The organism is Bifidobacterium sp. LH_426 (assembly GCF_056356875.1).
Genome location: NZ_JBKEVB010000011.1, coordinates 80,743 through 92,001, shown reverse-complemented (window position 1 = coordinate 92,001; position 11,259 = coordinate 80,743). Strand labels below are relative to the sequence as shown.

The 11,259-nt window shown below is 64.9% G+C and carries 9 protein-coding genes and 1 rRNA gene; 2 read left to right on the top strand and 8 right to left on the bottom strand.

The window, feature by feature from the left end; genetic code table 11:
• A 16S ribosomal RNA gene (locus tag AC1AYD_RS09895) occupies positions 1 to 183 on the bottom strand; the annotation flags it as partial.
• 7 nt (positions 184 to 190) lie between these two features.
• Here AC1AYD_RS09895 and AC1AYD_RS09890 point away from each other — a divergent pair.
• Positions 191 to 373 carry a hypothetical protein gene (locus AC1AYD_RS09890; protein ID WP_476533065.1) on the top strand — a complete coding sequence of 61 codons (183 nt, stop codon included), beginning with the start codon at positions 191 to 193 and terminating at the stop codon, positions 371 to 373.
• Positions 374 to 730: 357 nt separating this feature from the next.
• Here AC1AYD_RS09890 and AC1AYD_RS09885 read toward each other — a convergent pair whose 3' ends face one another.
• The 3 genes from AC1AYD_RS09885 to AC1AYD_RS09875 form a co-directional block, all read right to left on the bottom strand.
• Positions 731 to 1,132, bottom strand: a complete 402-nt coding sequence (locus tag AC1AYD_RS09885; RefSeq protein ID WP_476533066.1) for a VOC family protein — start codon at positions 1,130 to 1,132, stop codon at positions 731 to 733.
• A 127-nt stretch (positions 1,133 to 1,259) separates the two neighbouring features.
• Positions 1,260 to 2,567, bottom strand: a complete 1,308-nt coding sequence (locus AC1AYD_RS09880; RefSeq protein WP_476545118.1) for an MFS transporter — start codon at positions 2,565 to 2,567, stop codon at positions 1,260 to 1,262.
• 138 nt (positions 2,568 to 2,705) lie between these two features.
• Entirely contained in the window at positions 2,706 to 3,710 is a 1,005-nt protein-coding gene (locus AC1AYD_RS09875) for a zinc-dependent alcohol dehydrogenase family protein (protein ID WP_476545116.1), read from the bottom strand.
• Positions 3,711 to 4,061: 351 nt separating this feature from the next.
• On the opposite strand from AC1AYD_RS09875, the gene glgX reads away from it, so the two are divergent.
• Positions 4,062 to 6,827 (top strand): glycogen debranching protein GlgX, encoded by a 2,766-nt coding sequence (glgX, locus tag AC1AYD_RS09870; RefSeq protein ID WP_476545114.1) that lies wholly within the window; start codon positions 4,062 to 4,064, stop codon positions 6,825 to 6,827.
• A gap of 137 nt (positions 6,828 to 6,964) precedes the next feature.
• Here glgX and rpsI read toward each other — a convergent pair whose 3' ends face one another.
• The 4 genes from rpsI to AC1AYD_RS09850 form a co-directional block, all read right to left on the bottom strand.
• On the bottom strand, positions 6,965 to 7,456 hold the full coding sequence (gene rpsI / locus AC1AYD_RS09865) for a 30S ribosomal protein S9 (protein WP_034527187.1): 492 nt from the start codon (positions 7,454 to 7,456) through the stop codon (positions 6,965 to 6,967).
• 20 nt (positions 7,457 to 7,476) lie between these two features.
• Positions 7,477 to 7,926, bottom strand: a complete 450-nt coding sequence (gene rplM, locus AC1AYD_RS09860) for a 50S ribosomal protein L13 (RefSeq protein ID WP_476502805.1) — start codon at positions 7,924 to 7,926, stop codon at positions 7,477 to 7,479.
• 399 nt (positions 7,927 to 8,325) lie between these two features.
• Positions 8,326 to 10,491 (bottom strand): 4-alpha-glucanotransferase, encoded by a 2,166-nt coding sequence (gene malQ, locus AC1AYD_RS09855; protein WP_476533069.1) that lies wholly within the window; start codon positions 10,489 to 10,491, stop codon positions 8,326 to 8,328.
• A gap of 149 nt (positions 10,492 to 10,640) precedes the next feature.
• Entirely contained in the window at positions 10,641 to 11,252 is a 612-nt protein-coding gene (locus AC1AYD_RS09850) for an AbrB family transcriptional regulator (RefSeq protein ID WP_476533070.1), read from the bottom strand.
• Positions 11,253 to 11,259: the final 7 nt, after the last annotated feature.

Here is an 11,259-nt window from a genome sequence, read left to right as displayed (position 1 = left end):
TGGAACATCCGGCATTACCACCCGTTTCCAGGAGCTATTCCGGAGTACGGGGCAGGTCGGTCACGCATTACTCACCCGTTCGCCACTCTCACCCACCAGCAAGCTGGCAGGATCCCGTTCGACTTGCATGTGTTAAGCACGCCGCCAGCGTTCATCCTGAGCCAGAATCGAACCCTCCACAAAAAACTTCATGAAGAGAACCAAACAAATGACTCTCAAAAAGAAAAAAGACGGAACCCCTTATAAGGAAAGAGGTTCGCACAAAAACCCCGACACCATTCAAACCCCCCCGGGCACTCCAGAAAACCCCGGAGCCGGCATCGGACTGGCAATCATTGACTATAAAGAAGTAAGTAGTACAACACACTCTTGAGTTCTCAAACCACCACACACACCGAACAACCCGGAAACCAACCAACAGAAGGCAACCGGACCGCTCAGCGGCAGCGAGTGACAAACTCGCACCACCAACCACCACAACGCAAACCAACACCAACACAACACCCCAAAAACCCCAGAAACAAGCCAAAACACCGGCGTGTCGAAAACACGCAACCAACAACCACCCACCGGCGCTACGCGCCACCTCCCGCCAGCGGGAGGAAACAACCAGACACCACCACAACACCACGCGACACAATCCGTTCCATAGGCACGAATGCGCATGGCCGACGCGGATGAACGCGTCGGCCATGCGCAGACTGTTGGTTGGATGGAGAGGCGGAGCGGGTTACTTGACAATCTCGCAGAATTCGAGGGTCTCGCGGTTCGGGCCGAAGACGTTGAAGTAGCGGATGCCCTTGTCCCAGAAGCTCGGAATGGACTGGATCTCATCCTCCTTGATCTCCAGACCGAGTTCCTTCGCGTTCTCCCACGCGGCCTCGATATCCGGAACGTCGAACGCCCAGTGGTTGATCGCACCGGTGGTCAGCGGGGCCGGATCACCCTCCCAGGTCTCGATGGTCAGGTGGCCGTAGCGCAGGAAGGCGCAACGGTTCTCACCGTTGTGGAACAGGCCGGCGAGTTCGAAGCCGAGCGTCTCGGTGTAGAACTTGATGGTCTCGTCCAGGTCCTTGGCGATCATGCCGGAGTGCTGGAGGTCGGTGGTGAATTCGGTCATCTTCTTGGCCATGATGATTCTCCTTTGAATGGTGATGGTTGATTCGATTGTCTCGACAGGTTCAGGATAATCCGTCATTCGGGCGGCGTGGCCGACGCCATGCCGCCCGAATAATCGATCATTGGTATTTCGTTGCCGATCAGGCCGCGATCGCAGACTCCGCCGTCTCGGTCTTCGTTTCCTTGATGCGGTGGCCCTTCTCGTCGAAGCCGGGCTGCTTCGGATGCAGGGTGCAGGTGAGCAGCAGCGCCACCACGTACAGCGCCGCGTACGTCCAGCAAATGCCTTCGATGCCGATCGACGGCAGCAGGACCGTGGCGATGCCGGGGCCGACGAACGTGGTCAGGCCGGCGGCCAGGTTGTAGGCGGACAGTGCGGCGCCCTGCTTGTCGGGGGCTTCGAGCGTCATGATGGTCGGCAGGCAGGAGAACGCGCAGGTGCCGATGCCGACGATGATGGAGGCGACGATCATCATCAGCGCGTTCGCGCCGAACCACTGCGGGATGTAGTAGAAGGCGACGGAGCCGACGGCGAGCACGCCGCAGCCGAACCAGCGCATCGGCCAGACCCAGCCGAAGCGGTCCATGAACCAGCCCCAGAAGGTGTTGAAGATCAGGGTGACGACGAACACGAAGCCCCAGATGCGCATCCACTCTTCGGTCTTGAAGATGTTGATGCCGCCGTACTTCGTGGTGCACAGGTAGAGCGGCATGATGACCGGGAAGCCGTAGAGCAGCAGGTTGTTGATGATGCGGATGATGGCGCAGGTGGCGATCTTGCGGTTGGTGAACAGGATGGTGGCGCCGTCGGTGAGCTCCCTGAGCTTCTCCTTGGTGCTCAGGCCCTCGCCCTTGACGATCTTGTTCTTCGGGACGAAGAGGAAGCACATGATGGTGCCGACGATCGAGAACGGCAGCGCGAACCAGAAGGTCCTGTACTCGCCGAAGTGCGGCATGATGAAGCTCGGCAGGTAGGCGCCGAACACGCCGATGCCCAGCGAGAAGCAGGTCCAGAAGAAGCCGGTGGCGGAGGCGAGGCGGGCGGGGGTGATGTACTGCGCCATCAGCACGACGAACGAGTAGATGAACAGCGGGTAGCCGATGCCGCGCACCGCATAGACGGCGAGGATGAACGGGTAGACGCCGCTGGGCAGCGCGAGGGCGAGGAACACCAGGTGGACGCCGATCCACCAGCAGGCGCCGAACATCATGACGCGCCGGGCGCCGAACATCTCGGCGAGCACGCCGGCGGTCCAGCCGCCGAGCGCGGCGAACAGACCGTAGACGGTGACCAGTCCGGAAGCCTGCGCGGCGGTGAAGCCCTGGTCGACCATGTATTTGGACAGGAAGGTGAGCTCGAAGCCGTCACCCGTCATGAAGATGGCCACGGCGAGGAAGCCGAGGAGCAGCACACGGGGGATGCCGAACTTTTCGAAGAAGCGAATCATGAATAATCCCTACATAAACGTCGTTGTCGGATAAGGGGCGGTGTATTGACCGAAAAGTGTAATGGCCGCCGGGAAAAAGGGGAAAACCGGCGGCCAAGTCTATGAAACGGAGCGGGGCGAGGGCCCCGGCTGCGGAACTCAGTGGGCGAGCTTGACGACGGCCTTGGAAACGCCCTTGATCTTGCCGTCGAGGAAGTCCTGGACCTGCTCGAGCTCGAGCTCGTGGCTGATGAGCGGGTCGACGTTCATCTTGCCGGACTCCAGCAGGCTGATCGCGTCCTTGAAGGTGAGCGGGTTGATGAAGGAGCCCTGGATGGTCAGCTGCTTCTTGTAGATGTCGTAGGTGTTCATCTCGAAGTGCGCCTCCTGCGGGCCGACGCCGAACATGAGCACCTGGGCGCCCTTGTTGGCGGCGGCGACGGCCTGGGCCTGGGTCTGCGGCAGGCCGACGGCCTCGATGATCACGTCGTAGGCGCCTTCCGGAATGGCCTCACGGGTGGTGTTGTAGATGTTCTTCACGCCGAACAGCTCCTGGTTGCGCTGGAGCTTCTCGTCGAAGATGCCGGCGAGGTCGACCTGATGCACGCCGTAGGCCTGCACGATCTGGGCGAAGAGCTGGCCCATGAAGCCATCGCCGATGACGAGGGCCTTCTGGTACGGCTTGAGCTTGAGCAGGTCGACGCCGTGCACGGCGCAGGAGATCGGCTCGATGGCGGCGGCGTCCTTGAGGGAGACGTTATCCGGCAGCTTGTAGACGACGGTGGCCGGGGCGGTGAACTGCTCGGCGAGGCCGCCGTCACGGGTCACGCCGACGGCGGACAGGTGGTCGCACAGTTCCGGACGCTGGGTGAGGCAGAACTCGCACTGGCCGCAGTAGATGTTCGGATCGACGGCGACGCGGTCGCCGGGCTTGACGTTGGTGACCTCGGAGCCGATGGCCTCGACGATGCCGGAGTTCTCGTGGCCGAGGACGATCGGCGGGACGGCGGCGGCGGAGCCCGGGCGGCCGGCGTACAGGTCGTGGTCGGTGCCGCACACGCCGGCGTAGGCGGTGTTGATGAGTACCTCGTTCGGCGCGATCTCGGGGGTAGGCAGGTCCTGGATCTCGAACTGCTTGACGCCGGTGAGCACGAGTGCCTTCATGATGGTTCCTTTCGATGCGTCTTCGACTGCGAAGACTGTTGCTTGTTGTTCCTTGTTCTTCCGTCGTCACCGACGGTGTTGAAGTTCGTTCATCTCGCGTTCCCTGCGAGGTGTTGATACACACTATAACTTCTTTTCCCGAGTTTTGCAAATTCGTTTTCTAAAACCGAATCGCATCGGCGTGTCGCCCGGAATTCCAACGTTCCCGATGCCCACCCAACGACCACCCGACAATCACCAAAACGACGCATCGACGCGGAACACGCACCGCACGCGACCCGCACGAACGCCGCGCACATGCGGAAACCACCGGAAGACCCCGCGAAAACCCGACACGCCTACAATGGGTGTATGAGAAACCCACCGTTGCATCGCTACGCCACCCGCCCTGGCTTCTACTTCACCGAGGACGGCGGCGCGGACGTCGTCGTCCGCTCCGAGACCGCCGATCAGGTGTGGCTGAGCGTGATCGAATCGCTTGACGACCCCACGGTGTTCTATCAGGACGCCATCCGACTGTTCGACGTGCCGAACGTGCCGTTCGTCGACCAGATCCGCGAATTCCCCGTCTGCATGCGCATCCTCGAGGATCTCTACGTGCGTGAGACCCTGTTCCGTATGCAGGGCCCCAACTACGGCCTGTGGTACGTGCACATCCCGAAGGCGTGGAGCGGCATGCGCTACGGCTTCCGCGTCGACGGCGCATGGGACCCGCGCCACGGCGTGCGGTTCAACCCGTACAAGCTGCTGCTCGACCCGTACGCGAAGGGCATCGACGGCACGATGGAACTGTGCCCCGCCGCCTTCTCCTACGAGTGCGAGGTGAAGGACAACCGCGTCACCGGCTCCGCGTTCGGCAACATGAGCACCGTCGATTCGCTCGGCCACATGCCGCTATCCGTCGCCATCGACGACCGCGACAAGACCAAGCACGACGCCGACCCCGACCATCCGCACATCCCGTGGAGCAAGACCGTCATCTACGAGCTGCACGTCAAGGGCTTCACCGCGCAGGCGCCATGGCTGCCCGAGGAGCTGCGCGGCACCTACGCCGGCCTCGCCCATCCCACCACGCTCGCCTATCTGCAGGGGCTCGGCATCACGTCGATCGAGCTGCTGCCGATCCAGGCGAAACAGCCGGAGGTGTTCCTTCAGGAACGCGGCCGTGTGAACTACTGGGGCTACAACACGCTCGGATTCTTCGCCCCCGAGCCCTCCTACGCCACGAAGGCCGCGCAGGAGGCGGGAGCCGAGGCGGTGCGCCAGGAGGTCATCGACATGGTACGCGCCCTGCACGAGGCGGGCTTCGAAGTCATCATGGACGTGGTCTACAACCATTCGTGCGAAGGCGGCGTGGAGGGACCGACCGTCTGCTGGCGCGGCCTCGACGCAATCTCCACGTACCGGCGGCAGAAGAACAACATCGGCCGCCTGGAGGACACGACCGGCTGCGGCAACACGTTCGACTTCACGAACACGCACGTCGTCACGTTCGCGATCGACTCGCTGCGCTACTGGGCGAAACGCATCGGCATCGACGGATTCCGCTTCGACCTGGGCGTCTCGCTCGCCCGCCTCAACGGCGAGTTCACGCAGCACCACCCGTTCCTGTACGCGCTGCGCGCCGACCTGCTGCTCGGCAACCTCAAGCTCATCATGGAGCCATGGGATCTGGGCAATCTCGGCTGGCGCACCGGACAGTTCGCCGTGCCGTTCGCCGAGTGGAACGACCGCTTCCGCGACACGTCACGCCAGTTCTGGCTCACCGACGTGGAGGGCGGCGGACGTGTCGGACGCATCGGCATGCAGGAGATGGCGACGCGTCTGTGCGGATCCGCCGACCTGTTCGCCACCGATCCGGGCCGCGGCGCCGCATCGTCGATCAACTTCGTCACCTGCCATGACGGGTTCACGCTCACCGACCTCACCCGCTACGCGAACAAGCACAACGAGGCGAACGGCGAGAACAACAACGACGGATCGAACGTCAACCATTCCGCGAACTTCGGCGTGGAGGGCGAGACCGACGACGTGACGGTCGTGGCGCGGCGCGAACGCGCGGCGATGAACATGCTCGGCACGCTGCTGCTCAGCCTCGGCACGCCGATGATGCTCGCCGGCGACGAATTCGGCAACTCGCAGGACGGCAACAACAACGCCTACTGCCAGGACAGCCCGATCAGCTACCTGAAATGGGACTGGTTGTACCAGCCGGAGAAGAGCTGGCACATGCACCGCCTCGAGACCGTGTCGAAGCTGGTGGCCCTGCGCAAGTCGCTCGACCTGTACCATCAGGAGGGCTTCTTCACCAGGCTCACGCAGCTGGGCCTGCTCAAGCCGTCGAGCCGCATCCAATGGTTCCTGCCGAACGGCACCACGCCGATGGAACGCGATTGGTTCGACCTCGGCCAGCGCAGTTTCGCGATGCAGCTGCTCGACGCGAGCGAGACCGACATCCTCATCGTCATCAACGGCGTGCCGGAGGACAAGCAGTTCCGACTCCCCTCGGACAGCGAATGGACGCCCGCATGGTGCTCGGCGGAGAGCACCGGCCATATGCCCGGCCGCGGCCGCGCCGTCGCGGATCTCAAACTGGACGGCCAGCAGACGTTGTGGACGATCAGCGTGCCCGAAAGCAGCGAGATCCACGATCTGGTCGAACGGATGCAGGGCGAGGGCGACGGCGCCACCGCGCGCCAGCTGTCCGACGCGCTCGACGCGGACATGAAGGCGATCGCCCACGCGGAGGCGAAGGCCGCCGCGGAGAAGGAGGAACGGGCGAAAGCCGAGAAGGCCGCGGCACTGCTGCTGCACCGGCACGCGCCGGAGCCGCAGCAGGCGGCGCACGCCATGGCCGGCGCCATCCCGACGCCGCTCGCTACGGGTGGCGCGGACGTCGCGAACGGCAACGGCACGAACGGCACGAACGCCGCAAACGTGAAGGACGCCGACGCGTCCGTCGCCGATTCCGGACCGGAATCCGCAGGACCCACCGGACCCACCGCCGCACCGGCGCAGCCGGAGGCCGCGACCGGGGCCGAGACGGAATCCGAGCCGGACACGAACGTGTGGACGTTCCCCGCACTCAGCATCAGCCTGATGAAGCAGCTGAGCTGAGGACCGGGGTCCCAAGCTCCCGGGGTCTTCCGCGAGATCCCGGGACGCTCCGTAAGCCCCCCACGAAAACGACGGAACCCCGCCACCGGATGAACGGTGACGGGGTTCCTTGTCGTGATGGGCAGCGCCCAGGCGAATCAACGCTTGGAGAACTGCGGGGCGCGACGGGCCTTGTGGAGACCAGCCTTCTTGCGCTCGACGACGCGGGCGTCGCGAGTCAGGAAGCCGGCCTTCTTCAGCTCGGCGCGGTTGGCGTCGCGGTCGATCGCGTTCAGCGCACGGGCCACGCCGAGGCGGATGGCGCCGGCCTGGCCGGTGGTGCCGCCACCGTCGACGAGGACGACGACGTCGAACTTGCCCTCGAGCTTGAGGAGCACAATCGGGGAGTTGACCTCACGCTGCAGCAGCTTGGAGGGGAAGTACTCCTCCAGGGTGCGGCCGTTGATGGTCCACTTGCCGGAGCCCGGGATCAGGCGGACACGGGCGACGGCCTCCTTGCGACGACCGGTGCCGTAGCCCGGCTCGATCGCGGAGGTGCCGGTGCCGGCGCCGGCGTTGGTCTCGGTGGTGTAGCTGGTGAGCTCCTCTTCGGTTTCCTGAACCGCGGAGTTGTTGGTGTTTTCAGCCATGTTCTCTATCTCCCTTCGGTTCACTTAGCCTGCTGAGAAACCTGCTGGATCTCGAAGACCTGCGGGTTCTGGCCAGCGTGCGGATGCTCGGAGCCGGCGAAGACACGCAGACGGCCGAGCTGCACCTTGGACAGACGGTTCTTCGGCAGCATGCCCTTGACGGCGGAGGTGATGATGCGCTCCGGCTTGTTCTTGAGCAGCTCGGAGTACTTGTCGCGACGCAGACCGCCGGGACGGCCGGAGTGCGAGTACAGTTCCTTGCCCAGCTTGTTACCGGTCAGCGCGATCTTGTCGGCGTTGATGACGATAACGTAGTTGCCGGAGTCGGCGTGCGGCGCGAAGGTCGGCTTGTTCTTGCCACGCAGCAGGTTCGCGACCTGGGAGGCGAGACGACCGAGCACCACATCGGAAGCGTCGACGATGTACCAGTCATGAGTCAGATCAGCTGGCTTCGGAGTGAAAGTCTTCACTGTATCTACCTTTTCACTATTGTGTTCCGGGCTTCGGCTGCTCGGTGTGCGCTTGGTTAGGGCGCGCGATCCGATAAGCTTCAGACCTCTTTATCCGTGGGCTCCCTGAAAGTCCTCGATGGCGAGTGGGAAAGCGCTTTGAAGGACCCCTTAGGGAAACACAACAATCCACTAGTATATCGCCGGCCTTGACATCACCCCGGGCGTGTCGTGGCGGTGAGAATCGGGAGTCGGGCGGGGCCGTTCCGCCCCGACGCTCCCGGCACCCCCTCAGTCGGCCTGCGGCCGCCAGCTCCCCCTGAAGGGGGCGCAGAATAAAGAAAGTCCGTTCCCCGTGAAGGGAGCGGACTTTCGGCCGTCAGGGACACGGACGGCACATCAACCGTTCGTCCGAACGCGTCAGCCGTTCATGATGGCGGCGAGGCGCTGCACGGACTCGCGCTCGAACAGGCCTTCGACCGGAACCACGTCGCCCTTGTCGTCGGCGAGCGGGATGCGCCAGTTCGGGTACTCGTTGTTGGTGCCCGGCTGGTTCTGCGCGCGCTTCTCCCCCACCGCGTCGGTGATGGAGGCGGCGAGCAGCTTGCACGGCGAGCCCTTGAGCGCGCGGTACTGCGCCTCGATGATGTCCTGCTCGTGGTCCTCGCGATGGTCGGCGAAGTCGGCGTCGAGGTAGTTCTCGCGCACGAGCATCTCCAGCATGGCGTTCTGCTCGTTCATGGCGTCCTGCTCGACCTTCTCCTTCGGCTCGGTGAGCAGGCCGAGGCGCTCGCGCAGCTCGACGTGCTCCAGCTCCAGGTATCCGGCCGCCGGCGGCAGGTCGTGCGTGTTGACCGAGGCGAGCGCGTACGGACGCCAGTCGGAAGGCGCGCGGAACTTGCCGTCGCGCTGCTCGAACCATTCGACGGCACAGCCGAGCAGTCCGTGCTTGGACAGCGAATCGGCCACGTAGGCGGGCACGACGCCCAGATCCTCGCCGACGACCACGCCGTCGGCGCGGGAGGCCTCGAGCGCGAGAATGCCGAGCATCGTCTCGGAATCGTAGTGCACGTAGGCACCGTCCACCGGCTTGCGCCCGGCGGGCACCCACCACAGGCGGAACAGGCCGAGGATGTGGTCGATGCGCACCGCGCCCGCGTGCGCGAACATGTTGTGCACGAGGTTGCGGTAGGGGGCGTAGCCGGTGTTCTCCAGGGCGATCGGGCTCAGCGGCGGCTGGCTCCAATCCTGGCCCTGCTGGTTGAACATGTCCGGCGGGGCGCCGACGGTCGCGCCCTTCGCGAAGTTCTCCGGATGCCACCAGACCTCGGAGCCGAGCGCGTGCACGCCGACGGCCATATCGGCCATGAGGCCGATGCGCATGCCCGCCTCACGGGCCTCGCGCTGCGCGCGGTCGAGCTGTTCAGTGGCGATCCATTCGAGCCAGCGGTAGAAGTTGAGCGTGTCGGGGAACTGCTGCTTGAGCCCCTGGACCTCGGGCGAATCCTTGGTGAACTTCTGCTCCCAGTTGTCGAGCTCGCGGGTCGGCGCGCCCCACTTGTCGTAGCACAGGCACCAGGTGGCGTAGCCTTCGAGGTCGTCGCCGGCGGCCTTGCAGTAGTCGGCGAACGCCTGCTGGCGCTCCGGGGAACGGCCGAGCTTGAAGATGATCCACAGGGCGTGCATCTTCGCGCGCCACATCGAATCGCGGTCGATGAGCTGGGCGTCGCCGTTGAGCGGCTCGACGGAGGAGTGCAGCTCCTCGACCTGCGCGAGGCTCTCCTTGCCGAGCAGCTGGTACTCCTCGATGGTCTCGGGGCGGATGTACGTGAAGTTGACGAGACCGCGCGCGATCGGCAGGTACGGCGACGGCGTCAGCGGGGAGACGGGTTCGGCGGCGTGCACCGGGTTGATGAGCGTGAAGTCGCTGCCCGTGCGGCGCTTCGCCTCCTTGAGCAGGTCGGCGAGGTCCTGGAAGTCGCCCACGCCCCACGAGTTCGCGGAGCGGATGGAGTACAGCTGCGCCATCCAGCCCCACAGGCGGCCGTTCTTCATCTCGTCGAGCAGTTCGACGCGCGACGGCGCGCTGATCAGCGTGGCGTCCTGCGTGGTCTCGCCCACCGTGACGTGCAGCGTGTGGTAGCCGGCCGGCAGGTCGGCGGGGATGGTGATCGACGACGTGGTGATGAACCGGTCGTTGAGCACGTAGGCCCTCGAGCCGTCGCCGGGACCGTAGTCGAGCGTCCTGCCGTAGTCCTCGCCGCTTTCGAGCGTGATGGTCGCCTTCGGCAGGTCGAACACGCCGCCGTTGACGAGCACGCGCGTGTCCTCGCCGACCGTGTGCAGCACGGTGGGCGGTACGAGGCGGCTGCGACGCGCGTCGCGGATGTGCTTGATGGAACCGCGGATCGCATCCTCTCCGGAGGCGTCGATGCCCAAGGCGGCGAGCAGATCCACCAGGACATCGTCCTCGATCTCGTGGTAGTCGTCGCTCATCCCCACATAGCTGGTGCCGATGCCCACCAATTTGGCCAGCTGAATCAGCGGACGGGCGAGCCGCTCAGCGCTTTCCGTTCTCTCAGTCATGGCTCCCAGTGTAACGCCGAGGTGGAGAAAACGCCGACACGTGGGGTTTACATGGGCGATGCCGTACACTACTCGCGCGCGTGAGCCGCCTCGGGCCGGCCCGCCGGCCCCGAGAAGGCCTCTCTGATCCCGTCGGCCCCGCCGGCCCGTCAGCCCGCCTGCGCGGCCTTGCGCTTCGCCACGGCGTGCCGCACCTCGGCGGAGGGGTCGTCGGCCAGTTTCGCCACGGTCTCGGGCGTGGCGTTCGGGTTGAGCGCCACCGCGCGCCGCACCATCGAGGAGAGCACGGCGGGCGCGCCGGGTTCGAGCTCGGTGCCGAGCGTGGCGAGGAAGGCGAGCGTGGCCGCGTCCACCTCGGGGTTCTGCGCGCCTTCGAGCCGCATCTTCCACGAGGTCTTCGTGTTGCGCAGCGCCGCGTCGCGCACTTCGGGCACCGGGTCCTTGGTGAGGCGCCCGACCAGCCAGTTCTTGTCGCTTTCGTTGCCGGCGACCGCCTTGCGTACTTCGGGTTCCGGGTCGGCGGCGAGTTTGACGAGCACGTTCGGGAACGGCATCGTCTCTGCGAGGAAGACGCGGTCGGCGACCGGCGTATGCGGGTTGCCGCCGACGGCCTCGAGCAGTGCGGTGGCGCGCGAGAACGCGGCCTGGTCGGCGCGGTCGGGCAGCTCGCGTCGCGCGAATTCGGACAGTTCGGCGGAATCCTCGCTATGGCGCAGATGCTCGTAGGTGACGGTCAACGGCTCGAAATCGGTGTCGCTCATGCGCCCC

Bases quoted from the DNA above. Each gene is read 5' to 3' on its own strand.
- AC1AYD_RS09890 (WP_476533065.1), top strand. From the start codon at position 191: ATGAAGAGAACCAAACAAATGACTCTCAAAAAGAAAAAAGACGGAACC.
- AC1AYD_RS09885 (WP_476533066.1), bottom strand. From the start codon at position 1,132: ATGGCCAAGAAGATGACCGAATTCACCACCGACCTCCAGCACTCCGGC.
- AC1AYD_RS09880 (WP_476545118.1), bottom strand. From the start codon at position 2,567: ATGATTCGCTTCTTCGAAAAGTTCGGCATCCCCCGTGTGCTGCTCCTC.
- AC1AYD_RS09875 (WP_476545116.1), bottom strand. From the start codon at position 3,710: ATGAAGGCACTCGTGCTCACCGGCGTCAAGCAGTTCGAGATCCAGGAC.
- glgX (WP_476545114.1), top strand. From the start codon at position 4,062: ATGAGAAACCCACCGTTGCATCGCTACGCCACCCGCCCTGGCTTCTAC.
- rpsI (WP_034527187.1), bottom strand. From the start codon at position 7,456: ATGGCTGAAAACACCAACAACTCCGCGGTTCAGGAAACCGAAGAGGAG.
- malQ (WP_476533069.1), bottom strand. From the start codon at position 10,491: ATGACTGAGAGAACGGAAAGCGCTGAGCGGCTCGCCCGTCCGCTGATT.
- AC1AYD_RS09850 (WP_476533070.1), bottom strand. From the start codon at position 11,252: ATGAGCGACACCGATTTCGAGCCGTTGACCGTCACCTACGAGCATCTG.